Genomic DNA, 24406 nt, shown 5'->3' on the forward strand with positions numbered 1-24406 from the left:
TATAGCATTAACTGGATGGCACTACGGGCATTACCTACTAGGCATGTTTCATATGTTTCAAGGATTTAGAAATTTTCAGACAGAACATATAAAATAATTCCGATACTTATCGATTTTGCCTCTTAAAACTCTTTAATTTATATGAAGAACCCCTATAAAAATACGAACATTTCGTTTAAACAAAGTTAATTCTCAAAACTTTCATTTGGTGAGCTGCTGACATTAACGCCAGAGATATTGAAAATCAAACTTGATTCAACTCATATAGCAGGGTTTTTCAAAGCAATTTTCAAATCTCAAATGGCTGATGTTAATGTCAAAATCAACTGTTAAATGAAAAGAAAAAATAGCTATTAATTATATATAACTTGAAACTTAAAATATTAATTAAGTATTATTTGGAGAGGTTAAAATTATGAAAGGCGATGTATATTATGGAAAAGGTATTCGTGAACTGGAAGACCAATACCCTGAATTATATGAATTGGTTTCCGATTTAAATGAAACTGTATGGGATGGTAAAATCCTTGATTACAAAACTCAAAAGTTAATAGCTATTGGAATTACTGCTTCTCGTGCAGACCCAAGAGCTACAAAAAAACAAATTAAAAGTGCAATTGAAGTGTTAGGTATCAGTAAAGATGAAATTGTTGATGTTTTAAGAGTTGTTTTATTAACATCCGGTATGCCTGCATTTTCAAAATCTTTGCAAATCTTAAACAGTGTTTTAGAAACTATGGATTAAACTTCAAATATATTTTGAAGTTTTTTTTTTACTATTTTTTTTCAGATTAGATTTATCGATTGCAATATTACTATAATATGATATAATATAAATAGAATCATTCCCACATTTAAAAGTACGGTTTGTGCTGGTTTTTCTAGATATATTTCCCTTAAAGAATCGTCAAGTTTTATATTTTTATAATTTTTAAATATTGTATATAATCCTATGGACCAGAATATGATTAATGATATTATATATAATGCTACTATTGCAATATCTCCTGCATTTGCCATGCTTATTTGGTTATTTATGTTATGAATTGCTGAATTGAAAAATGTGCTGAATACAGATCCGTAAAAATTAACAATAAGGTGGCATATTATAGTATAGATTATTTTTCCAGTTTTGATATAAATATATGCGAAGAATCCTCCAAGAAGGAATGCATAGAAAAATTGGCTTAAATTTCCATGGAATAGTGCGAATAATAATGCTGATAGAAGTATGGATAATTTTGCACCATATTTGATTGTTCTGTCAATTAATAATTTTCTAAAAAAGATTTCTTCAAAAATTGGTGCAAGTATAGTTATTACTAATAGATTAATATAAATGCTTGAATTTTCAATCAACTGTTCTATAGGGTTTACTATGTTATCTGTAACGGTATTTCCTAAAATTGTTGTTATTATTATTCCGATTATGCTTCCTATCCACATCAGCACCATTGAAATAGCTATGTAGGTTATAAATCTTTTAATTCCGACTCCTTCTTCAGGTATTGTGGTGGAGTCTATTTTTCCCATTAGATAAACAAAAATAGGCAAAATGAGGATATAGTTGGTTAGAGCCCCCAGAATTGTTTGCACATTAATGTTTTTTATTAAATTAACGTCGATTAATGCTACGATATTTACTATTATTATTTGAAATATTAGTGGAATTAATGCAAGAAGTAAATAATTCAACCCTATTCTTGAAAATACTTTTTTATGTTCATTCAAGTTTCATCACCATCAATACATAATGTAAATAATATTTAACTTTATTTGATTTATACTTTTGCCTTTCAGATATATTTTAGTTTTTAGGAATGACTAAAATTTTCTTATTGTATTTTGATTTAAATTTAGTTTCACCTAATAATTATTCTTTGTTTTACCTAAAAATAACTTTTCTACAATACTTTTATATAATTTGATATTTAATACAATATTGTGGCAATATATGTTAAAAATACTCAAAGTTTTTTTGGAGAAATGTTTTTTAGGTTTACCTAAAATTTATATAATATTGCCGGCAAATATATGTATGTTATTGGATTTTTTCTAGGGGTCCAATGATTATGAAAAAATTATTATGGAGAGAGTAAAATGGATAAAGGAAATGAATATATTGACAAAGTAATGAAACATAAACACGCATTAATTTTTGCTGGTGGAATAGCAACTGCAATTATTGGTAAAAAATTATTGGAATCAAAAACCGTAAAAGAAACATGTACTAGAGGTATGGCTACTGTTTTATCAGCTAAAAAAGATGCAGAAGAATGTTTCCAAGACATGAAAGAAGATGCTGAAGAAATGGTCATTGATGCAAACGCTGATGTAAAAAAAGAAATCTACATTGAAGACGAAGACGACGAAGACGACGAATAGATTGTTTCGGTAGTGTATAAATGAAATATCAAGTAATGTACGATAAAGGAACTCGTTTAAGAGTTCGATCAGGCCAATGGGCTTTCACTAAAGAAGAAGGCTATGGTCTTGCTTCATTACTTTTAGAAAATGATTTTATTCATGAAGTTTACACGTCCCATAGAAATGGAAGTATTTTAATATATTATGATGATGTTGAAAATAAAAATAAAATTTTCAAAATTCTAAATTCAATTACGCTGGATGATTTGTTTGAAGCAGAACCTACACAGCTTCAAGTCTCAAAAGAAATTACTGATGATTTCTTATTGAAATTGGCTAAGATGTTTGGACGTAGGATATTCGGTAGGATATTTTATCCGGCTCCACTTAAAGTATTTTTAACTTTCATGCATGCTTCAAAATTCCTTTGGGAAGGATTTGACAGTTTAACCAGTTTTAGAGTAGATGTTGCACTTCTTGATGGTGCAGCGGTTGCCGGTGCTTTATGGATGGGAGACTATGGACCTGCAACTTCAATGATGTTCCTGTTGTCAATATCTGAAGCATTAGAAGATTATACAGTACAAAAAGCAAAAAGTACATTAAAAGACAGTTTAGCTTTAAATATTGATACTGTATGGCTGGTTGAAGATGACGGTACCGAAAGACAATGTCCTGCTATAGATGTCCAAAAAGGAGATAAAGTTAAAATCCATATGGGAGATGTAATTCCTGTAGATGGTAAAGTTGTTGACGGAGATGGAATGGTTAATGAGGCTTCAATGACTGGAGAACCATTGGCTGTCCATAAAAGGCCTGGCAAAACAGTTCATGCAGGAACAGTAATAGAAGAAGGAAATATTATTGTTGAAGTATATTCAATTAATAAGGAAACAAGATTAAATAAGATTGTTGACTTGATTGAAAACTCTGAAGAACTGAAAGCAGATGCTCAAAGCCAAGCTGAAAGATTGGCAGATTCAATTGTGCCGTATAGTTTCCTTGCAACTGCAGTAACTTACCTGCTTACCGGAAATGCTACAAGAGCATTATCTGTATTGATGGTTGACTTCTCATGTGCAATTAAGCTTACAACCCCATTATCCATTATATCTGCAATGCGCGAAGCATCTGACAATCGTATGATGGTAAAAGGTGGAAAATTCCTTGAAAAGTATGCTACTGCTGATACGATTGTATTTGATAAAACTGGAACCTTGACTAATGCTTCTCCAAAAGTTGTTCATGTTTTCCCAATGACCAAAAGATACACCAGGGAAGACATTTTAAGAATGGCTGCATGTATTGAAGAGCACTTTGCACATAGTATTGCAACAGCTATTGTAAAGCATGCTGAAGAAGAAGGAATTAAGCATGAAGAGGATCACAGTGAAGTTGAATACATCGTAGCTCACGGTATTGCAACTACTTACGATGATAAGCGTGTTGTAATAGGTAGCAGACACTTTCTGTTTGATGATGAGGGCATTAGAATAAATAAAACTCAAGAAAAGAAAATCAAAAAAGAAGTTCAGGAACATTCTGTTGTTTATATGGCAATTGATGGTAAACTTGAAGGTCTCATCTGTATTGATGATCCTGTACGTGATGAAGCAAAATACGTCATAGAAGAACTAAAAGAATTAGGTATTGAAAATGTAATCATGCTTACCGGAGACAGTGAAAGTGCTGCAAAATCCAGTGCTAAAACTTTAGGCATTACTCAATACCGTTCACAAGTACTACCTGAAGATAAATCTAGAATAGTTGAAGAATTAAAAGCCGAAGGCAAGACAGTTATCATGGTTGGTGATGGTATAAATGATTCACCGGCTCTTGCAGCTGCAGATGTATCAGTATCTATGAAGCATTCCTCTGATATTGCACGTGAAGTAGCAGATATTTCACTTTTATCAGATGATTTGCATGATCTTGTTACATTAAGAAAGTTAAGTACTGGTATGTTTGATAAAATTAATACTAATTATCGAAGAATTGTTGCTGTAAATGGTACTTTACTTGTTTTAGGTGCTTTAGGCATTATTACACCAACTACATCTTCATTTGTGCATAATTTATCAACTATGTTGTTTGGTGCATTAAGTACTAAATCTGTTCTTGGTGATGATTATAATAATGAAATTGAAGTTAAAGCTATTGAAGTAGCTGATGCTGAATAAGTGTAGAATTTTTATTCTACATTTTTTTCTATTTTTTTCAATGTTGTTAAGCTATGATTTTTAGATTTTTTTTTAAAGCTGTTTTGAAGTTTTATTTGTATTTTTCATTATAATATTTGTTTTTATCTCTTTTTTTCGTTTGTTGATTCTTGTTTTTTAATTTATTGAAGAAATTAAAATAAAATAGAGAAAAATAAAGAATATATAAAATAAGAAAAAATCTTAATTTGACAAATTATGATATATTTAAATATTATTAAAACAAAATTATCATTAACACTAAAATTGTGTTTTTTTGTTTAAAATAAATTACTAAAAGGTGAAAATATGGGGTTAGGTGATATTTTATCAAAGTCATTATCTTTTTCATTTTCTGATTTAACTAAATATTTGATGGTAGGTATTGGTATAATTATTTGTGATTTGGATGCTAGTTTAGGTGAAGTATTTGGACAAGACTCATTTATAGTTATCATTGCATTCATAATTGCAGTATTATTTTCATTTGTTATGGCTGGCTATTCAGTCAATGTAACTAAAAAAGGAATTGAAAATTCAAAAGGAATCCCAAGTTATGATTTGAAAAATAATTTTATAGATGGTCTTAAACTGTTTGTTGTATTTTTATTTTACTTCATTATTCCAATTATTATAACTCTTGTTCTCCTAGTCGTATTTGATGCATTTGGAGAAGGATTTGGTCATATTACTGCAGCTTTAGGAATTTGGGCACTTGTTGCAATAATTATATTTATTATATTTGGAATACTTGGAGTAGCTGCTCAAGCAAGATATGCAATATCCCGCAGTATCGGTTATGCAATAAGTATTGGTGATGTAGTTGGGGATGTAAAAAGAATTGGAATATTAAAAATTATCTTATTCTTAATAGTCGAATTCATTCTTTTGATTGTTTATTCCTTAATTTTGGAAGTAGTACCAGTTGTTCCAGTTATTGGTACCATGGTAACTGATGTCATTCTTGGCGGATTCCTTGTATTATTCATCAATTATGGTGTAGGTTTACTATATTCAGAATAGATAACATTTCTATTCTTATTTTTTTATTTTTAATTTTTTCATTAGTTATCCAAAAAAGACTTAGCATATACAAAAATAAAAATACCAACAAACGAAAAAGATATAAATATAAATATTATCATAAATCTACATTCAAAACTGCTTTTATATAAATCTAAAAATCATAGCTTACTGTATTGATTTTTTTCTTAAAGTTTTAATATAATAAAATTCAAATTATCTTAATGTATAAAATTTTAATATAAGTGATGTAATGAATAAAAGAAAAATTTTACCGTTTATTTTACCAGTTGCAATAATTATTTTTTGGTATGTCATAACGGGAGGTCTTCATTTAGTGGAGTCATATGTATTGCCAAGTCCTGTTGATGTATTATATTCTGCAATTAATATTTTACAATCTGGAAAACTAGTTCAAAATACTATTGACACTTTATTCAAAGTATTTTCTGGTTTGATATTGGCATCTGTTGTTGCTATACCATTGGGAATTCTTATGGGATGGTATCATACTTTAGAGGATTTATGTTCCTTTGTTATTAGTATTTTAAGACCAATCCCTCCTGTAGCATGGATTCCATTTTCAATATTGTGGTTTGGAATTGGAACCGTTCCTGCAGTATTTATTATCTTCATGGGTTGTGTCTTCCCGATTTTAGTATATACTCTTGACGGTGTAAAAAGAACTGATAAAGTATTGATTGAATCTGCACAGACATTGGGTGCAAATGACTGGAATGTTCTCAAAAGAGTAATATTGCCGTCTGCTGTACCATATATTGTTTCTGGGCTTAAAGTAGGTGTTGGAATTGCATTGATGTGTACAATTTCAGCAGAAATGATTGGTTCAAGTAGTGGTTTAGGATATATGATTTTAACAGCTACAAACCTATTTGATACAGGTACTACTGTTGTAGGTATGTTGGTTATTGGATTAATAGGATTAGTTCTTGATTACGTTTTTGGACTTGCACAAAAAAGGATTTTCTGGTAGGTGTTTTGAATGTCAATTGAAATTAAAAATATTAACAAATCCTTTGATGGGAGAGGAAAAAGCTTATCTGTTTTGGAAAATATCAACCTAGAAATAAATGATGGTGAGTTGATTTGTTTGCTCGGTCCGTCAGGCTGTGGTAAAACTACTCTTCTTCGTTTAATTGCAGGTCTTGATCAACCTACTTCCGGTGAGATTGTAGCCAATGGAGAATTAGTTGAAAAGCCATCTGGAGACAGGGCAGTTATTTTTCAGCAATATTCCTTGTTCCCTTGGCTGACTGTTCTTCAAAATGTGACTTTTGGTCTTGAGATTTCCGGCGGTTCCAAAGAGGAAAATATTCAGGCAGCTGAAAGATATCTTAAAAGTGTTGGTTTACTTGACTTTAAAGATAGCTATCCGCATGAACTTTCAGGGGGTATGAAACAGAGGGTTGCAATTATTAGATCCTTGCTTAATCATTCACCTATCTTGCTCATGGATGAACCTTTTTCTGCATTGGATATGCAAAATAGACACAAGCTTCAGGAACAGCTGATAGGGGTTTGGCAAAGATTTGAAAATACTATTGTTTTTGTAACTCACGATGTTGATGAAGCGGTTTATCTTGCAGATAAAATTGTCCTTCTTGATAAAGATCCGGGAAAAATTGCTGAAATTATTTCTGTAGATTTGAAAAGGCCAAGAAAAAGAGATTCACTTGAATTTCTGAAAATTCAGGAATCCATTGTTGATAAACTGGATATGGAAGAATAGCTTTATGCTATTTTTTTTAACTTTTTTTTTTAAATAATTATTTTTAAAGTTTAGCTATTAATGTTCCGTAATTACCATTTTTAATAGCTTCATAAACATAATCGAATGATTTTAAGCATGAATTAATCAAATCATTTCCATTTTCTAAATTGGCCACAATTGCTGATGATAAATTACATCCTGTCCCGTGGAGATTATCACTTTCAATCAATTCCTGCTTTTCAATTGTGATTTTACCATTAATTCTCATTGTATTAATTCCATCCAGATGTCCTCCGGTTATTAAAGAATTACATGGAATTTTTTCTGTTGCTTTTATAGCATCTTCTTTGGTATTGATTTTTAAATTGGTTAATTTTTCAGCTTCTTCAATATTTGGTGTGGTTAAAATGGATTTTGGAAGCAGATATCTGTTTAATGCATTCGCCAAATCACTTTTGGTTAAATCTCCTCCAGAGGTTGCAACCATTACCGGATCAACTACTGCCTTTAAATCGTATTCAGTTATTTTTTTTGAAACCAGTTTAATTATTTCAGGTGAGTAGAGCATGCCTGTTTTAATGTATGTAATGTCATATGCATCTAGGACTGCATCAATCTGTTCTGCAATATAATCCTTATCAACTGGACTTAGAGAAAATACTTTATGTGGATTCTGTGCTGTTAAGGCGGTTACAACTCCACAGCCATAAACTCCATGTGCCTGAAAGGTCTTTAAATCAGCAAAAACTCCTGCTCCTGCTGACGGGTCAACACCTGCAATTGACATTACAACCATGGTTCAGCCTCTTGTAACTTTTAAACGTTCGTTTCCACGGTACGGTTCAACATTAACTTTCAGTTCTTTTAGATATTTTCTGGTATGGGTTTTTTCACCATGAATCATTATTTCTCCCAAATCCTGGGCAGTATTGACATCTAATGCCATGAAAAATGAATCATGTACCTGAGGATTTAGTTTTTTTCTCTCAGCTGCCTGCACATGTTCCTTATAGCTGAAACCTTCAAATCTTGTTCGTATTGACATAGGCTTCATAATTATCATGTTTGTTCCACCGCCTTTTGATGGAACTATAATAAAATCAAGACTTTTTGATGCATCAATCAGCATTTGAACATTGGTTTTTCCAATTAATGGAACATCTGAAGGAACAATAATGATTTTTTTTGCTTTTCCTTTACAATATTTCATTGCCTGAACTAAAGCTTTGTTTAAATTGGAATTTTCATCTTCCAGAATAGTATCTAAGTTTAACTTTTCAGCGTAACTCAATACCTCTTCATCTCTGCTTATGATGAATATTTTATCTACATATCTCTTTAATGTGTCAGTAACATCATGTAGCATCGCCTTTAATAATTCTTCTCTTTCTTCTTCTGTTAAAAAAGGAGAAAGTCGTGTTTTAGCATTTTTAAACTTGCTAACAGGTATTATTGCATAAATGTTATCCATTTTAATCACTAGTATGTTTTAGCTATTAATGCAACATATTTTGCATCGTTTCCGCTGGCTACGCATTTTGCACCTTCTTCAGCATCTTTGTAAATACCCAAGACATCGTAGCCAGTTTCTTCTTCAATCTGTTTTCCGCATTCTTCATCGCCGCACCAGTTAACTGCAGCAACCTTTCCTGCTTCAATGATATTGGAAATTTCATTAATGTCTTCGGTAAATTGGACATGTTCTGACTGGAAGTTCCATGCGCTTTCTTTTAGATTTTCATAGTATTTGTCAAGCAAATTTTTAACATTGTCTACTAAGTTATCATCTAATGTTAATTCGATTTTTTCTCCTTCATCACGTCTCATAGCTATTGTAATATTGTTTTCCAAGTCTCTTGGTCCAATCTCTAATTTTAAAGGAGTTCCTTTCAGTTCCCAATCATAGAACTTTTTGCCAGGTCTGATGTCTCTGTCATCAATGTTAACACGCAATCCTGCATTTTCAAGTGCAGTTTTGATTTCCATACATTTGGCCATTACTTCCTCTTTTCCTTTTTTGAATAGAATTGGAATTATTGTAATTTGGTTAGGTGAAACCAATGGTGGAAGGCGTAAACCTTTTTCATCACCATGAACTCCAATGATGGAAGCAACGATACGGTCTGATACTCCTGCACATGTCTGGTAGACATATTTGTGTTCACCGTCCTTATCTTCAAAGGTAATATCAAATGTTTTTGCAAAACTTTGACCTAAATTGTGGATGGTACCGATTTGCAAAGTTTTTCCATCAGGCATTATAATATCAAAAGCCATGGTGTAGTCTGCACCGGGGAAAGTATCCCATGGTGGTCTTTTGGAAATTAAATATGGGATTGCTAAACTATCTAAAAATTCTTTATAAATTTCAATAAAGTCTTCAATTTGCTGTGCACATTCTTCTTTTGTTGCATGGGCAGTATGTGCTTCTTTAAATGTGGTTATTTCACGGACACGAATTAAAGGTCTTGTGTGTTTTGTTTCGTATCTGAATGTGTTAACTACTTGATAATATTTGATTGGCAAATCAATGTGTGATCTAATCCATAATGAATACATCGGATAAATTGCAGTTTCACTGGTAGGTCTTAAGGCCAATTTTTCATTCAAATCATTTACACCGCCTTTTGTAACCCAGTACACTTCTTCTTCAAATCCTTTAATATGTTCTCCTTCTTTAGCCAATTCTCCTTCAGGAACAAGTAATGGGAATAATACTTCGTCATGATCTTTATCAAGCAATTCTTTAATTATTTCAAGCATGTATTTTCTTATTTTGAATCCATAAGGCATCCAAATTGCCATTCCTTTAATAGGATATCTTGAATCTGTAATGTTTGCTTCTTCTAAAATGTCATGAAACCATTCACTAAAATTTTCCACCATATCACCTAATTTTTTTATAGTATTCAAATATTTGTTTTTAATATTATTTAAAATTAAAATGAAAAGTTATTTAAAATAATGAAATCATATATAAAAAATGTATAGTTATTTTTTTAGGAGATATTTATGAATCATAGGAAAATACAAATGCCTCGTGAAGTTTACATAGGTCCTGATGTTATTTATGAAACTGCAGAGATTTTTGAAAGCTTACACTTGTCAAAAAAGACTCTAATTATCACAGGACACCACACTTATAATGCAGGGGCCAGATATGTAATTGACAACCTTGAAGAAAATGATTATGAAGTTGATGTTAAAATTGTTGATGATGCTTCATTTAATAGTGTTGAGGAAGTAGAAGAACATATTGACTCCGATACTCTTGTTGTAGGTGTTGGTGGAGGAAAAGTAATTGATGTTGCAAAATATGCTTCATTTAATAAGGATGTTTATTTTGTTTCTATGCCAACTACAGCTTCACATGACGGTATTGTATCTCCTTTAGCTTCAATCAAAAATCCTAACAGATCTACATCCGTTCAGGCCAATGCACCAATAGCTCTTATTGGGGACAGTAACATCATTGCCGAATCTCCATTTAAATTATTATCTGCAGGATGTGCTGATTTAATATCAAACTTTACTGCAGTTAAGGACTGGGAATTGGCCCATAGATTAAAGCATGTTGAATATAGTGAATCAGCAGCATCACTTTCAATAATGTCTGCAAAGTTAATCACAAATAATATTCAAAACATTAAACCTGGCCTTGAGGAAAGTGCAAGGATTGTTATGAAATCATTATTCAGTAGCGGTACTGCAATCAGTATTGCAGGTTCAAGCAGACCTGCCAGCGGTTCTGAACACATGTTTTCCCATGCCCTTGATAAAATACTTGATAAACCAAAATTACACGGTCAGCAGTGTGGTGTTGGATCTATTTTGATGATGGCATTATATGGTGATGATTGGGAGTTCATAAGGGATTGCCTTAAGGCTGTTGAAGCACCAATTAATGCTAAGGAATTAGGAATCAATGATGATGATGTAATTGAAGCATTACTTATGGCTCATAAAATAAGGCCTGAAAGATACACAATTTTAGGAGATAATGGATTTTCAAGAGAAGCAGCTTATGAATTAGCACAAAATACCGAGGTGATTTAATGATTACATTGATTGGTAAAGATTTAGCTCAAAAGGGTGTCGAATTTGTTTTTTTAGGTTCTGCTCCGGAATGTGAAGATTGCAGATTTAAATCTTCTTGTATCGGTAATCTGGAATTAAATAGGAAATATGTGATTACTGATGTTAAAGATAATGAGCAAAAATGTCCGATTCATTCTCAAAATCTTGTAATTCCGGTTGAAGTTGAAAGGGCTGAAATTGATGTTTTAACAACATCCAAAAATATTTTTGAAGGTTCAACTTTTACATATGATGCTCCTGAATGTGATGAAAATTGTGAATTCCATGATTTATGTTTCCCTGATGGATTAATGGATAAAGATAAATGTATTGTCCTTAAAAATCAAGGTAAACATAAAGGTGAGTGTAAAAAAGGATTCATACTTAATAAGCTTACATTGGGTTTTGTTATTTAATTTTTTGGTGTTAATTATGAAAAACGCTAGTAAAAATGATTCTAGTAAAAAAAATGCAGGATATAAGGCTGCTGAATATGTTGAAGATGGAATGGTTTTAGGATTAGGAACTGGTTCTACAACTCATTATTTCATCGAAAAAGTTGGTATGAGGATGGCTGAAGAAGGAATTAATGTAAAAGGAATCCCAACTTCATTTCAATCATTATTACTTGCCAAAAAATGGAATATTCCAATTACCACCTTGGAAGAAAATGATATTGACTTGTCTGTAGATGGTGCAGATGAAGTTGATGGAAAATTTAATCTTATTAAAGGTGGTGGAGCAGCCCACACTAAAGAAAAAATAGTTGATTATGCAGCAAAAGAATTTATTGTCATAGTCGATGAATCTAAAGTGGTTGATGAATTGGGAACATTTCCAGTGCCAGTTGAAGTAATTCCTGATGCATCCCGTGTTGTAATTCAGGCTTTGGAAGATATGGGTGCTCAATGTGAAATCAGAATGGCCCAAAGAAAGGATGGTCCTGTAATAACAGATAATGGAAATTTTGTTATTGATGCTAAATTTGATGAAATAGCTAGTCCTCAACATTTGGAAATAGATTTAAACTCTATTCCGGGAGTTGTTGAAAATGGAATATTTTCACAAATGGTTGATCGCGTTATTGTTGGAACATCTGAAGGTACAAAAGAATTATAAGGTGTTTTAATGCCTATTCCTGGTTTGGATGAATATACAATACGTAGTTATATAAATAAGATTGCATTGTTGTTTGGAATAGTACTTATTATCTATGCAGTCTTATGGATATTGGCTGAGCTAAAAATAATTCCTACGATTTTCTTTGCAATATTTCCTCAGATAGTGTTATTATTGATTGGAATATTCATTGTCTATATGGCTTGGTCTAAAAGAAAAATGTATTAACTATTTTTTTTAATTTCTTCTTTTAATTCATCGATATCTCTGCCGTCATATTTTTCTAGAAACTTTAAGCAGATTTCATTCCCGTCCAAATTGGAATTTTGCCAAAAATACTCTTCAAATTTTGTATAATCCACTATACCCATATCATATTTTTCATAGTAATGCAATGGATGGTTATTTAGGAAATCTATTCCATCTGCGGTAATGGTTTCATTTTCAATATAATTATTTTCATTTAAAAATTTCTTCAATGTCTTGAAACTGATATTGAAGTTGCTTTCAGTCATGAAAACTGCATATTCAAAGTTAATTTTTTCGTTAATCATCTTTAAAAACTTGTATGCAATGTATCTAATATCTTCATCAGACTCAATTTCATTATTGAACTGATTAATGGATTCGATTAATGTATCTTCAACATCATTTGGATTATATGCTAAGTTTATTCCGCAGTAATGGCAGTATTTGTCATGGCTGTCAACAGGCATTTCACAATAAGGACATTTTTCATCGTGTGTTACCAGACTAGGCTCTTCGGGAATGTTGAACAGATATGCTAATCTGATTAATAATGATTCATTTGTTATCATTCCGGCTTCATATTCCTCTTTTATCTGTTCCTTTATTTGCAATGCTCTGGAATAAGTAACATGAGCATCATCAATTAACGTTTCGATATATGGAGAAAATTCATCATCACTTCCAATGACTTCCTCTAAATCATATTCTTTTAATGGGAGTTTTTCTTCCAGTTCCACCAGTATTTTGAGAATTTCTTCATCTTTTTGGATAAATAGATCTTTAATCTCTTTAAAATAACTTGCATTGATTTTGGATCTCTTTTCTAAACAGTCATATCTGATGATGTCATCATTCAATGAAAAACTGTAAGCTATTAAACATTTATTAATGTCAAGTATGTGGATTGGAGCGCAGATGTTTAAATCGTAAAAATGGGTTGATAGCTCTTCTTCATTTTTTATTTCCTTGTTGGCTATGACATGCTCTCCTGGCACTATTAATTCAATAGCGCATGCAACAATGTTGTCATTAATCTTTTTTGCATAGCCATATTTGATTAATATTTCTATTATAAGTCGTGTCGGTTCCATAATGCTTGGCTTATTATGTTCAGTCATTGTTTTTTCCAGCTCTTCTTTAAATAACTTATTTCCTCTGAATTTCGGTAAAATGTAGATGTTATTTAAAGCCGCTGTCATAAATTCTCTTGAAAAGTCATAAGAGCAGAAACCAACTACTTTATTGTCAAACACTAATTCTTTAAATAGGTTGCATTCTTCACTTTTTAAAATAAAATTTTCTTTTTTAATGGAATCAATTATATAGGGATAATTTTCATTTAATAATCTGATTATGTCGATGGTGTCTTCAGTTAAATAAACTTTCTGAGTATTATTCTCTCTTGTCAGATAGTTGGTTTTTTCCATATAATCACTTAATCTTATATTTGTACCAAGTATATTTAAATTATGTGGTTTATTATTTAGTTTAAACTAAAAATTAGCTTTAAATTTAGTTATTCCTAATTATTTGGTATTTTTGATATTTTAAAAATAAAAAAGAAGTAAATGAAGAATCATTTACTTATGCTGTAATTTTTATTGTGTTGGAAATGGCTGCTTGGTCATATATTGAAGTGATAATATATTCTCCAGAAATTAAGTTAATGTTTAAACTAGCTATTCCTTCACTATCGGTGGTTCTGTTATAGAATACTCCATTGATGTTGAATGTAACATTCTGCTTTGCAAATGCGTTTCCTTGACCGTCAACTAATTTGGCTTTAAATTTGGTTCCGTCCTGATATTTCATTGTAATATCGTCGGCAGTTAAAATTGGTTTAACTGTAATGTTATTGGAGATACTGCATCCACCATACATAGCAGTAATTATGTAATCTCCTGGTTGAAGATTAATGTTTAATTTAACATGTCCTGATTCATTTGTTTTTCTTTCATACATTACACCATTAATGTTAAATACAACAGTTTCGTTTGCACCAACAGGATTACCTTCATCATCTAATATTTTTACTATATATTGTGAATCGTTTCTGAAATATTTTACCAAATCTTTATTTTCAATTATTTTTGAAAGAACATTAATAGTATTTGCTTTAGATTCATTATTAACTGGGTTTATTGCAGTAATAATGTAAGTTCCAGGATTTAAATTAATGTTCAATCTTGCAGTACCATTTTCATTAACTTTACGTTGATACATTACACCATTAATGTTAAATTTTACATCAGTTCCATTAGCTAATGGATTTCCTTGACCGTCAACAAATGTGGCATAGTATTGGGTGGCGTTTTTGTATATTTTTGTAATGTCTTTTCCATCAATTGTGCTTAAAATGGTTATTTTAGAATCAACTTGTGCAGGGTCATATTTCTCATTGCCTTCGTAATATACTGTCACATCATATTCACCAGGATTTAAGTTAATATTCATGTTAATAATACCCTTATCATCAGTTGTACGTGTGTTATTCACACCATTGAGGTTGATGATGACTGTTTCATTAGCCAATCCTGTTCCATTGGATGTTAATGAAATCTGGAATTTGGTACCATTTTTGTAATACATTTCTATTTCAGGAGCTACTAATTCAACTGCATTAGGACTATCAACAGTAATCATCGCTTGTTCAGTTTTTTTACCTAATATGTTATTTCCTTTGAAAGTTACTTTAATTTGATATTCACCATTAGGTAATATTAGGGAAATTGTAGCAATTCCTGATGAATTAGTTATGGCAGAATATGTTTTTCCATTAATTTCAAATACTAAAGTTTCATTATCTATTTCAGTTCCGTTTATATCTTTTAATGTAGCTGTATAATCAAATTTAGTACAATTGCTCATTAAATCCTCTGCAATTATTGTTGCAGGAGAGACATAGGAAGGACCATCGCTTCCACCATCGCTGTATGTTCCTTGTACGTCATCTACACTTTGATATTTTGAGTCGGCAAATGCAATATATGTCACGAATGTTGGTGGGAATGGTAAAAAGTCTAAATTGTATGTATTAGGGCCAACTGTAACATTGTAATATCCTCCACCAAGCAATAGTGCAATTCTACTTCCAATCATGGAGTTATTAAATATATATTCATTTCCTGAACCATATGCGGTAATTGATGCAATTTTTGCATTTAAAATGGTGTTGTTGTAGACCATGTGTCCTTTTGAGTGCATAAGATAAATTCCTTCTTTAGCACCATTAATTGTATTGTTGAATACAATAACATTAGGACCGGTTCCATGTCTTACATCTATACCGTGGTTAACTACATTAGTAATGGTGTTGTTTGCAATAATGTCTCTAGGTGATCCGAAGTTGATCATACCGTTGGTATATTGATTATGGATATTATTATTTGTAATAATGGAATCTCCAGAATATTGCATGAAAATACCGAAAGATGCACCATCTATGTCACATCCGGTAATAGTTAAGTTTTTACTTGCATCTGCATAAATTCCTGCGGTTTTATATTCTTCAGTAGTCGGCATTACTTTTGTAGGGTTGTATCCCGGATATTTGCTAATGATATTCAAATCTGATATTACAGCATTGGTGTTATTTAATGAATATATTACTGCATAGTAAGCTACTGCATATCCTCCATCACTGCTTTGTTTTCTTACTTTTTCTGATACATCACTACTGTTAAGTCTGTCATATCCAATTAATGTTGCATTATTACCAATAATCTTAATGTTTTTATCAGTATAAATACAAATGTCGTTATATATTGCATTTTCAGCAAAGTTTAAAGTATCTCCATCGTTCATTGAATCAATGATATTTTGGATTTCGGTTGAACTTGCATCACTTGGAACATCATAGGTAGTTCCAGTTGGAGTTAAAATGCTATCATAATCAATTGTGATTTCTTTTGGAGTTGGAATATCAGTTTCATTTGAATATGTAGGTTCATATGAACTTGGATCGCTGTAAACTCCAATATCATTAGTTGCACTTTGATAATCGGATTGTGCAGTTGCAACATAATATACAAATGTTGGTGGGAATGGTAAATTATCTAATTGGAAAGTATTTTCTCCAATAGTGATATTTTGGTATCCTCCACCTAATAATACACCAATTCTTGATTTACGCATTGTATTGTCATATATGTTAATTTCTGATGAACCATAACAAGTAATTGAACTTATGGTACAGTTTATTAAGGTATTTTGTGTAGCAGTATGGCCTTTGGAGTGCATAAGATAAATACCCTCTTTTGAGCCAATAACTGTGTTGTTGATTACCTGAACATTTGGTCCTGTACCATGTCTTACATCAATACCGTGATTTTTAGCATTGATTACAGTATTGTTGGTAATTAAAGTTCTTGCAGATCCAAAGTTTAATAATCCTGTTGTCTTTTGATTTTTAATTATATTGTTTGAAATAGTTCCATCAGGTGAAGTAGTCATATAAATACCCCATGATGAACCATCAATTGTATTTTTTTCAAGTTTTAATCCGGATACCTGACTAATGTATAAAGCTGCATTGGAGTAAATTGATGAATCAATTCCGACTATTGTCAATCCGTTCATGGATAGATTAGTTGTATTTAATAAATATAGAGTTGCAAAGTTTGTTATTGCATATCCTCCATCAGCTGTAGTATCTCTAACTTTTGTAGGAATGTTGGTGTTATTTTCTCCAGGTGAATCATATCCTATTAAAGTTGCGCCGTTTCCGTTTATTGTAATGCTTTTATCTATATAAATACTAATGTCTGTGTATGTTCCCTGTTCAAAATTCAGGGTATCCCCATCAGACATGCTGTCTATAATGTTTTGTATTTCAGTACTGTTTGAACCAGCACTTATTGTTTGGGATGAAGTTTGAATATCGTCACTTTCACTTATGGCAATAACATCATTTTGTGAAATGTCTTCAGCAAATGCCATATTTGAGCCGATAAGGACAATAAAAACTAAAAAAATCCCAGTTAATAGTAATTTTCTGTAGTTCATTTTTTCTCCCTCGATTTGTAAGTTATTAAATGTAGATGATAATATCATCGATATACATTTAATGTAATATTGTATATTGAATTTGATTTATATAAATTTTCATAACTATGTTATATTTACTGCTTTTTCAAAAATTAGCTCTTTAAATTCTTTTTTTAAATATTTTTTTTCAAAAGTTTTATATTGCATAACGATAAATAAATTTAAATATAAATCAGTTAAATTGTTATGATTTAAAATACACATCGAGAGTAGATTTTATATGGATATGAAAAAAGTTAATAAATTATTTAATTTATTTATAATATGTTTATTCGCTTTATGCTTTATTTCAGTTGTATCTGCTAGTGATGATTTTAGTAATGGAACAAGCTATATCGTAACTTCAGATTTATCTAATGATGAAATCCAGTCATTATTTGATAGTGCTAATGATGGGGATACATTTGAATTCAAATCAAAAAAATACGATAATATTTCTTTAATCATCGATAAACAACTAAAAATTGTATCTGATAAAAATAGTACAGTTAATGTAGGTTCTTCTGTCAGTCCAAAAGCTGAAAGTTTAGGAATAAGCAATACTTTCGGATTCTATTTTACTCAAAACAGTTCTGGTAGTATATTATCTGGATTTAATATAATAGCTACTGCTGCTGATTATGCTGTAATATTAGATAAATCTTCTAATACAATTGTTGCAAATAATACTATTTCTAAAGCAGATAACAATGTTTTAGTTAAAAATTCAAGTAATGTTCAAGTAAATTATAATTATATTCATGATGCAGCTAAAAACGGTCTTCAAGTTCGGGATATAAATAATATTTCGATTTTTAATAATATAATTGCATTTAATGGAAGATCAGGTATTGAAATTTCGAACATGCAAAATTCTTTAATAGAATGGAACGAAGTGTTTTTCAATGCATTCAATGGAATTTCAATGTATAACAAATCTTCTAAAAATCAAATTCTATTTAATCATATTTATGAAAATACAAATGGTATTTTTCTAAATGCACAATCTTATGGAGATAGGTTCCTATATAATACATTAGAGTATAATCGTATGGATCCCGATTCTGAATTAGGTGGTTTTGAGACAGGTAACGGTTTTTTATTTGGTGAGGATTTTGAATCTAGTAAAAAACAACTTCCTGATATTTCATATAATGCTTTAATGCATAACGAAAATTTTCAGGCTAAAAACAACCCTGCTAATGATGTATTTAAATTAGGATCAAATTATTTTGATTCAAATGATGATGAACATACTTTTATTTGCCCAATGCTTCTTGCAAAAATATTAAAAATGGATTTTACATCTATTTCCAACGGTATTGGTGTTCAAATTTACGAAGATGGCCAGCCTGTTAATGATTTTGCATTCTTTGATCAGAAAATTTATATTGATGGTAAGGAATATTCTGTTGAAATCAAAAACGGTAAAGGTTTTGTTGAATTAGATTCTAGTCAAGATCATGTTGTTGAGGTAAAGCATGGGGATAAAGTCCCTGATTATCGTAAAGTAAATGTAGAAAAATATACTCCATCTTCTGCTGATAATGGAGGTTCCTCTTCAGGCAGTTCTGGTACAGAAAAGGGTTCTGGCTCTAGTAGTGGTTCTTCTTCAGGTGCCGGTTCTGGTAGCGGTTCATCAAATTCAACAACAAGTTCCAATGATGGTGAAAGTGGAAAATCTTCAAGTAATGGAAATGCTAATTCTAATGTAAATAGTAGTTCAACTAGTGTTGTATCAAATAATCAGGGTAATGTAATTGCCAATTATGGTACCAATAGTTCAGATATTATATCTGAGTCCATTTCTCAAACCGGTGAGCAAGAACAAGCTCAAGGCCAAGAAAATGCTGCTGAATCAGGCAGCATTGAGTCTGGAGAATCAGCATCTCCTGGAGATTCACAAAAAGAAGGAAAAGCATATGAATTAGATTCTGTAAGTAAAAAATCTAATCCTTTGCAAGATACTTCAATAGTAATAGTTTTAGCTATGGTGTTCTTGGTAGCTATATTTATCTATGGTTACAGAAGCAAAAATGAGTTCGAATAAAATTTAAACTCTTTTTTTTATTTTTGAGGGTGACTCAAAATTATTTTTTTAAATAAAATTATTTTCTATATTTTTAATTGTTGTGCTTGTTTTCTTGGTGTATGAGTTCATTTTGTATTGTTTCATTGTATTTCGTTTTTTAGTATTATTCTATAATTCAAAAAAAAGAAAAAAGTAGGATTAAATTATTTAATCCTTGATTGTAATAGTATTTGAGATTCTTAAACCATCATACTCTGAAGTAATTATGTATTTACCTGCCATAAGATTGATATTTAGCTTTGCTATTCCTTCAGAGCTTGTGTATCTCGTATAAAATACTCCATTGATATTGAATGTTATGGCAGCATTGACTAATGGATTTCCTTGACCGTCTACAACACTTACATTGAATGTTGAGCCGTCCTTATAGGTCATTTCCAAATCTGTAGCATTCATTGTTGGTAATACAGTAATGTTGTATGACATCTGAAGGCCAGTCAATGGATCAACAGCAGTCAACACGTATTCGCCAGGATTCAGGTTTATATTTAACCTTGCAGTACCGTTTTCATTTGTTGTTCTGTTATAGAATACACCATTGATGTTCATGGTAATATTTGCATTAGGAACTGAATTACCAGCACCATCAATCAATCTGATGTTGAATTGTGAAGCATTTCTAAAGTATTTAACCAAATTTTCGGCAATCAATGTAGGTAGTACTTCAATGTTATTTTCAACAGTAGCATCATCATATGTTGTTTTTATGGTGTAATTGCCAGGATTTAAGTTAATGGCGATTTTGGCAAATCCGTTTTCATCACTTATTCTATCATATTTCTTACCATTAATTTCAAAAGTTACTGTTTCATTAGCTACACCAATATTTGCTTCGAATTTAGTGTCATTTTTATAGATTTTAACTAAATCTTGAGTGAAAATAGATAATGGTTTAGTATAGACTTTTAAAGATACGGTACAAGGTTCGAAATTAGTGGCTGTATCTTTCCATCCTTCTGATGTTTTAACAAAACTCATGTTATTTCTGTAATGTTGTCTGGAAAAAAATAACATAGGGGTAGTGTTTTTTGTCATGACTACAGTAAAATTATCTCCAGATTTAATTGGAATTTCATCAGTTAATTTAACTGTATGATAACCATAGTATGGTGCTGTTCCATTTTGCGTATGCTTTAATTCATCATTAACATAGATTTCAATAGTGTAATTTTCACTATCATTAAAGTATGTTCCAACAGCACTTATCAAATCATTATCATAAGAGGTATATGTATTTTTATAGCTTTCAAAAGAATCTAAAATATCTAAGTGTCCTCCTAAATCCGTTTGATAATTTTTTGTATATTTTTCAGTATTTTCAAATAAATAGCCAATTGCATATGTATAATTTACAAGACTTATGTCATAATAGGATATGTAATAATATCCGTGGTCACCACTCTCTTCACCCCAACTATTTTTTATAATGAATGCACCATCTCCAGGTGGGGTTTTTACGAAATTTTTTGCTGAATAATTATCATCCCATCCTACAAGGGCAACAGCATGGTTAGTTTCAGGTGTTTTAGTCTGATATGTTGCACTAGTATTTGGATTTAAAACATCAGGAGCAAGTGATGCACGATATCCTACGTTTACAGATCCGCATTTGAGTATTGCTTTTTTCAATGCATCATTATCTGTAGAGTTTTTACGTGAAGGTACAAATATTGCATCAAGAACATGTATATTGTTATCAGTCGTAATTACTGGAGAAAGTTTTCCAAGTTCATCATATTCATCGTATTCTTCTGGAAATACTCCAATCCAACTAATAAAGTATTCTAAAGCTTGTTCTCTTATTCCTCCTTCTATGGTATCCATTATACCATTTTCTGAATATTGCAACATACTGTTTTGCAAATTATTTTCTGAAAAGTCATATAATTTTCCTGTTGCTTTCAGGAGTGCAGATTCAAGTGCTCCACAAGCTCCAAAAGTCCAACAAGAACCCATTTGTCCCTGTCTTTTTATAGGACTTACCCATCCCCAATCACGAGAATCATAACGTGTTGGGAGATTATTCACATCAATTGTATTATTTATAGGATTAATTTCAAGTCCTAAACTTTCTACATAGGATACATAGTTAGTATCATTTAAATATAATGTATCATTATTTAAAGTTGAGTTTTTCAAATCTGATTCACTGAAAACAGAGTGTACTGCTTCATTATTCTCTTCAAAAATGATATTTTCTGCTGTTATTTTACTATCGTATGCATAAATTGCATTTTTGGAATTTTCAGTAAAAATAGAGTTTTTTATGTTAAGTGATGATTTATCTAAATAAATTCCTCCTCCATTAAATAAAAATTCTAAAACTAATTCATTCGTGTCAATTAATACATTATTCATATTTGATCTAACAAAAGATAGATATATTGCTCCTCCATCAAAAATTGCATGATTTTCTGTAAAATTTGAATTAGTTATGTTTAATATTCCGCCTAATTGTACAATTGCACCACCAAAATCACCTGTACAATTTGTAAATGAGGAATTTGTAATGTTGAGATATCCTTCATATCTATGTTTACCCATAGCATCATTAAATATCACACCACCATTTTTAGATGATGAGATATTTGAAAAAATACAATTTTCAAGATTTATATATAATGCATCTTTAAGTGCAATAGCTCCACTAGTCAGTTGGGCATGTAAATTTGAAAAAATAGAATTTTTAACTTTCATTTCTATTCCGCAACTGTAAATTGCTGTTGCATATTTTGAAGTAGAGTTGAGAAAACTACAATTGTTAATTGTAATAAATGAATGGCCTGATCCATAGATAAATGAAAAATTCATATTTTTTAAATTTAAAAAATTCGAATTTTCAATTATTGTGTTTGCACGACAATATACAGCACCATGGTGACCCGTATCGCCATTAAATTCACTGTTATTTATTTTAATATCATTACAATATATTGCACTTCCTTGTTCAGCAATGTTATTCATAAAACTAACATTATTACAGTATAATAACTTTTCAGATTTAATGGCGCCCCCGTCACTCGTTGAAAAAGCATTAATTAATTTAAGATTAAATATGGTGATATTTTCCCCTAAACAATTAAATATTCTAGCTTGACTAGCACCATCAATTGTATGACCGTTACCGTTAATATAAAAATTAGTTTTATTTATTGTTATTCCATTATTTAATTGATAATCAGTTGAATTATCATATATATAATTTTGAGTTATTTCAATACTATTATCAGCATTATTAATTTCTGTTTGAAGGCTTGTAAAGTTTCCTTCAGCATAGGATGCACTAACAGAAATAAATAGTACTAATACTATAAATAAAATTTTAAATTTTTTCATATATGCACCTCAATCATAATTATTTTCGTAACTTTATTAATAGATTTTGATTTTAATTTAAAAAACATATAAAATGATGATTAATTTGTTTAATATATGTTCTTGTTTTTTATACTTGTTTTTACATATAATTATCCAATGTCCTCTAAAAAAGTTATTTTAAATACAAATAAAAATTTTGAAATTATTGATATCACATCAAAAATCAATCAGGAAATTGATATTGAATCAGGAATCGCGAATATCTTTTCCAAGCATTCCACTTCAGCTATTGTTGTTAATGAAAATGAAAGCGGTCTTTTAGATGATTTAGAATTAATGTTAACTGATTTAGTTTCAGATAAATACTCTTGGAAGCATGATAGGATAGATAATAATGCCAAATCACATTTAAAATCATTTTTGCTCTCTTCCAGTGAAACCATACCAGTTTCTAATGGAAAACTTGATTTAGGAACCTGGCAGTCAGTATTTTTCATTGAACTTGATGGGCCTAGAAAAAACAGGACAGTTAACCTGAAATTTATCAGCGATTAAAATGAAAAAAGCATTGATTATTTTAATACTTGTTATATTAATTATTGTAATAGCAATACTTTTAAGCAATTTGCCATTTGATGTTATGTCTAACGGCAATGTTAGTTATGAACAGATGGATGTGCAGATGAGAAAATTGTGGTATTGAATATTTTTGGAATATAAAGTAAGATGGTAATGATTAAAAAAATTGTTGAGTGTGAAAATGTATTTCACAATCATTGATAAACTATTTTTTCATTTTTTCCATTTCTTTTTCAATCATTTTGTCTCTGTTGTCTTCAAGCCTTTCAGTGAAAACGAATGTTTTGAGGAAATGAAAAAATAAACCAATTCCCCAGAAAATTGTTATCCAATAAAACCACCATTCATTAGAATGAGATAGAAAATTACTAATTAGATTTATAATGAAAAGAATTGCATTAACACCAATAAAGCTGTATAAATGGCGATAAAAGCCAATTTTTTCGTCCACTCTTTTTTCCGCCCTTCTGTATAAATCATCTTCTGACATATTCGCACCATAAATTTTTTAGTTAAATCCATTTATATTTTAAAATTTCCGTTTATATATCGATTAATTAGATTTAATTTAATCTTATTTTGTTGATAATAATATAAATAGATATTCTTCAAAGTAATATTGATTAC

General features: G+C 30.5%; 21 protein-coding genes. 13 read left to right on the top strand and 8 right to left on the bottom strand.

Annotation, left to right across the window (positions count from 1 at the left end):
- The first annotated feature begins 415 nt into the window (after nucleotides 1-415).
- Nucleotides 416-745 carry a carboxymuconolactone decarboxylase family protein gene (locus ACKI5C_RS02230; protein ID WP_292798269.1) on the top strand — a complete coding sequence of 110 codons (330 nt, stop codon included), beginning with the start codon at nucleotides 416-418 and terminating at the stop codon, nucleotides 743-745.
- Nucleotides 746-786: 41 nt separating this feature from the next.
- On the opposite strand, the gene ACKI5C_RS02235 is transcribed toward ACKI5C_RS02230, so the two are convergent.
- Complete coding sequence (locus ACKI5C_RS02235) at nucleotides 787-1731, bottom strand: CPBP family intramembrane glutamic endopeptidase (RefSeq protein WP_407431600.1); 945 nt, start codon at nucleotides 1729-1731, stop codon at nucleotides 787-789.
- A gap of 369 nt (nucleotides 1732-2100) precedes the next feature.
- Here ACKI5C_RS02235 and ACKI5C_RS02240 point away from each other — a divergent pair, with 369 nt between their 5' ends.
- From ACKI5C_RS02240 to ACKI5C_RS02260, 5 genes are all read left to right on the top strand, one after another.
- A complete protein-coding gene (locus tag ACKI5C_RS02240; RefSeq protein ID WP_407431602.1) occupies nucleotides 2101-2385 on the top strand; it encodes a DUF6110 family protein in 285 nt (94 codons plus the stop codon).
- Nucleotides 2386-2405: 20 nt separating this feature from the next.
- Nucleotides 2406-4547, top strand: coding sequence for a heavy metal translocating P-type ATPase (locus tag ACKI5C_RS02245; protein WP_407431604.1), 2142 nt, complete (start codon nucleotides 2406-2408; stop codon nucleotides 4545-4547).
- A gap of 327 nt (nucleotides 4548-4874) precedes the next feature.
- Entirely contained in the window at nucleotides 4875-5588 is a 714-nt protein-coding gene (locus ACKI5C_RS02250; RefSeq protein WP_407431606.1) for a DUF4013 domain-containing protein, read from the top strand.
- A 253-nt stretch (nucleotides 5589-5841) separates the two neighbouring features.
- Nucleotides 5842-6582, top strand: a complete 741-nt coding sequence (locus tag ACKI5C_RS02255) for an ABC transporter permease (RefSeq protein ID WP_407431608.1) — start codon at nucleotides 5842-5844, stop codon at nucleotides 6580-6582.
- Nucleotides 6583-6591: 9 nt separating this feature from the next.
- A complete protein-coding gene (locus ACKI5C_RS02260) occupies nucleotides 6592-7338 on the top strand; it encodes an ABC transporter ATP-binding protein (protein ID WP_407431610.1) in 747 nt (248 codons plus the stop codon).
- 43 nt (nucleotides 7339-7381) lie between these two features.
- On the opposite strand, the gene thiD is transcribed toward ACKI5C_RS02260, so the two are convergent.
- Genes thiD through proS form a run of 3 tightly spaced genes read right to left on the bottom strand, consistent with a single transcriptional unit; the run spans nucleotide 7382 to nucleotide 10206 of the window.
- Nucleotides 7382-8116 carry a bifunctional hydroxymethylpyrimidine kinase/phosphomethylpyrimidine kinase gene (gene thiD, locus ACKI5C_RS02265; protein ID WP_407431612.1) on the bottom strand — a complete coding sequence of 245 codons (735 nt, stop codon included), beginning with the start codon at nucleotides 8114-8116 and terminating at the stop codon, nucleotides 7382-7384.
- Nucleotides 8117-8119: 3 nt separating this feature from the next.
- Complete coding sequence (cofC, locus tag ACKI5C_RS02270) at nucleotides 8120-8791, bottom strand: 2-phospho-L-lactate guanylyltransferase (RefSeq protein WP_407431613.1); 672 nt, start codon at nucleotides 8789-8791, stop codon at nucleotides 8120-8122.
- A gap of 8 nt (nucleotides 8792-8799) precedes the next feature.
- Complete coding sequence (gene proS, locus ACKI5C_RS02275) at nucleotides 8800-10206, bottom strand: proline--tRNA ligase (protein WP_407431614.1); 1407 nt, start codon at nucleotides 10204-10206, stop codon at nucleotides 8800-8802.
- Between the two features lie 126 nt (nucleotides 10207-10332).
- On the opposite strand from proS, the gene ACKI5C_RS02280 reads away from it, so the two are divergent.
- Genes ACKI5C_RS02280 through ACKI5C_RS02295 form a run of 4 tightly spaced genes read left to right on the top strand, consistent with a single transcriptional unit; the run spans nucleotide 10333 to nucleotide 12744 of the window.
- Nucleotides 10333-11376: an NAD(P)-dependent glycerol-1-phosphate dehydrogenase gene (locus ACKI5C_RS02280; RefSeq protein ID WP_407431615.1), complete on the top strand. Its 1044-nt coding sequence runs from the start codon at nucleotides 10333-10335 to the stop codon at nucleotides 11374-11376.
- On the top strand, nucleotides 11376-11813 hold the full coding sequence (locus tag ACKI5C_RS02285; RefSeq protein ID WP_407431616.1) for a UPF0179 family protein: 438 nt from the start codon (nucleotides 11376-11378) through the stop codon (nucleotides 11811-11813). The genes ACKI5C_RS02280 and ACKI5C_RS02285 overlap by 1 nt, the downstream gene beginning before the upstream one ends.
- A 16-nt stretch (nucleotides 11814-11829) precedes the next feature.
- The gene (rpiA, locus tag ACKI5C_RS02290; RefSeq protein WP_407431617.1) at nucleotides 11830-12516 is read left to right on the top strand and encodes a ribose-5-phosphate isomerase RpiA; all 687 of its coding nucleotides are present in this window, start codon (nucleotides 11830-11832) and stop codon (nucleotides 12514-12516) included.
- A 9-nt stretch (nucleotides 12517-12525) separates the two neighbouring features.
- Nucleotides 12526-12744, top strand: a complete 219-nt coding sequence (locus ACKI5C_RS02295; protein ID WP_407431618.1) for a hypothetical protein — start codon at nucleotides 12526-12528, stop codon at nucleotides 12742-12744.
- Here ACKI5C_RS02295 and ACKI5C_RS02300 read toward each other — a convergent pair.
- Together ACKI5C_RS02300 and ACKI5C_RS02305 are read right to left on the bottom strand one after the other, a co-directional pair.
- Nucleotides 12741-14192 carry a hypothetical protein gene (locus ACKI5C_RS02300; protein ID WP_407431619.1) on the bottom strand — a complete coding sequence of 484 codons (1452 nt, stop codon included), beginning with the start codon at nucleotides 14190-14192 and terminating at the stop codon, nucleotides 12741-12743. The two genes, ACKI5C_RS02295 and ACKI5C_RS02300, sit on opposite strands and share 4 nt — an antisense overlap.
- Before the next feature lie 157 nt (nucleotides 14193-14349).
- Nucleotides 14350-17769, bottom strand: a complete 3420-nt coding sequence (locus tag ACKI5C_RS02305; RefSeq protein WP_407431620.1) for a right-handed parallel beta-helix repeat-containing protein — start codon at nucleotides 17767-17769, stop codon at nucleotides 14350-14352.
- Nucleotides 17770-18031: 262 nt separating this feature from the next.
- Between ACKI5C_RS02305 and ACKI5C_RS02310 the strand changes: the two genes are divergently transcribed.
- A complete protein-coding gene (locus ACKI5C_RS02310) occupies nucleotides 18032-19840 on the top strand; it encodes a right-handed parallel beta-helix repeat-containing protein (RefSeq protein ID WP_407431621.1) in 1809 nt (602 codons plus the stop codon).
- A 189-nt stretch (nucleotides 19841-20029) separates the two neighbouring features.
- On the opposite strand, the gene ACKI5C_RS02315 is transcribed toward ACKI5C_RS02310, so the two are convergent.
- The gene (locus ACKI5C_RS02315; protein ID WP_407431622.1) at nucleotides 20030-23218 is read right to left on the bottom strand and encodes a C1 family peptidase; all 3189 of its coding nucleotides are present in this window, start codon (nucleotides 23216-23218) and stop codon (nucleotides 20030-20032) included.
- Between the two features lie 138 nt (nucleotides 23219-23356).
- On the opposite strand from ACKI5C_RS02315, the gene ACKI5C_RS02320 reads away from it, so the two are divergent.
- Nucleotides 23357-23755: a secondary thiamine-phosphate synthase enzyme YjbQ gene (locus tag ACKI5C_RS02320; protein WP_407431623.1), complete on the top strand. Its 399-nt coding sequence runs from the start codon at nucleotides 23357-23359 to the stop codon at nucleotides 23753-23755.
- A 1-nt stretch (nucleotide 23756) separates the two neighbouring features.
- Nucleotides 23757-23903 carry a hypothetical protein gene (locus ACKI5C_RS02325; RefSeq protein WP_407415892.1) on the top strand — a complete coding sequence of 49 codons (147 nt, stop codon included), beginning with the start codon at nucleotides 23757-23759 and terminating at the stop codon, nucleotides 23901-23903.
- Nucleotides 23904-23984: 81 nt separating this feature from the next.
- On the opposite strand, the gene ACKI5C_RS02330 is transcribed toward ACKI5C_RS02325, so the two are convergent.
- Nucleotides 23985-24269, bottom strand: a complete 285-nt coding sequence (locus ACKI5C_RS02330) for a 2TM domain-containing protein (protein ID WP_407431624.1) — start codon at nucleotides 24267-24269, stop codon at nucleotides 23985-23987.
- Nucleotides 24270-24406 lie beyond the last annotated feature (137 nt).

Origin of the sequence: Methanobrevibacter sp. (assembly GCF_045646045.1) — an archaeon.
Classification (GTDB): domain Archaea; phylum Methanobacteriota; class Methanobacteria; order Methanobacteriales; family Methanobacteriaceae; genus Methanocatella.

Excerpts from the sequence above, each read along its gene's own strand:
- ACKI5C_RS02325 (WP_407415892.1), top strand. The coding sequence starts at position 23,757 with ATGAAAAAAGCATTGATTATTTTAATACTTGTTATATTAATTATTGTA.
- proS (WP_407431614.1), bottom strand. The coding sequence starts at position 10,206 with ATGGTGGAAAATTTTAGTGAATGGTTTCATGACATTTTAGAAGAAGCA.
- ACKI5C_RS02245 (WP_407431604.1), top strand. The coding sequence starts at position 2,406 with ATGAAATATCAAGTAATGTACGATAAAGGAACTCGTTTAAGAGTTCGA.
- ACKI5C_RS02300 (WP_407431619.1), bottom strand. The coding sequence starts at position 14,192 with ATGGAAAAAACCAACTATCTGACAAGAGAGAATAATACTCAGAAAGTT.
- ACKI5C_RS02330 (WP_407431624.1), bottom strand. The coding sequence starts at position 24,269 with ATGTCAGAAGATGATTTATACAGAAGGGCGGAAAAAAGAGTGGACGAA.
- ACKI5C_RS02255 (WP_407431608.1), top strand. The coding sequence starts at position 5,842 with ATGAATAAAAGAAAAATTTTACCGTTTATTTTACCAGTTGCAATAATT.
- ACKI5C_RS02295 (WP_407431618.1), top strand. The coding sequence starts at position 12,526 with ATGCCTATTCCTGGTTTGGATGAATATACAATACGTAGTTATATAAAT.
- ACKI5C_RS02250 (WP_407431606.1), top strand. The coding sequence starts at position 4,875 with ATGGGGTTAGGTGATATTTTATCAAAGTCATTATCTTTTTCATTTTCT.
- cofC (WP_407431613.1), bottom strand. The coding sequence starts at position 8,791 with ATGGATAACATTTATGCAATAATACCTGTTAGCAAGTTTAAAAATGCT.
- thiD (WP_407431612.1), bottom strand. The coding sequence starts at position 8,116 with ATGGTTGTAATGTCAATTGCAGGTGTTGACCCGTCAGCAGGAGCAGGA.
- ACKI5C_RS02260 (WP_407431610.1), top strand. The coding sequence starts at position 6,592 with ATGTCAATTGAAATTAAAAATATTAACAAATCCTTTGATGGGAGAGGA.
- ACKI5C_RS02280 (WP_407431615.1), top strand. The coding sequence starts at position 10,333 with ATGAATCATAGGAAAATACAAATGCCTCGTGAAGTTTACATAGGTCCT.
- ACKI5C_RS02240 (WP_407431602.1), top strand. The coding sequence starts at position 2,101 with ATGGATAAAGGAAATGAATATATTGACAAAGTAATGAAACATAAACAC.
- ACKI5C_RS02285 (WP_407431616.1), top strand. The coding sequence starts at position 11,376 with ATGATTACATTGATTGGTAAAGATTTAGCTCAAAAGGGTGTCGAATTT.
- ACKI5C_RS02315 (WP_407431622.1), bottom strand. The coding sequence starts at position 23,218 with ATGAAAAAATTTAAAATTTTATTTATAGTATTAGTACTATTTATTTCT.
- ACKI5C_RS02305 (WP_407431620.1), bottom strand. The coding sequence starts at position 17,769 with ATGAACTACAGAAAATTACTATTAACTGGGATTTTTTTAGTTTTTATT.
- ACKI5C_RS02310 (WP_407431621.1), top strand. The coding sequence starts at position 18,032 with ATGGATATGAAAAAAGTTAATAAATTATTTAATTTATTTATAATATGT.
- rpiA (WP_407431617.1), top strand. The coding sequence starts at position 11,830 with ATGAAAAACGCTAGTAAAAATGATTCTAGTAAAAAAAATGCAGGATAT.
- ACKI5C_RS02320 (WP_407431623.1), top strand. The coding sequence starts at position 23,357 with ATGTCCTCTAAAAAAGTTATTTTAAATACAAATAAAAATTTTGAAATT.
- ACKI5C_RS02230 (WP_292798269.1), top strand. The coding sequence starts at position 416 with ATGAAAGGCGATGTATATTATGGAAAAGGTATTCGTGAACTGGAAGAC.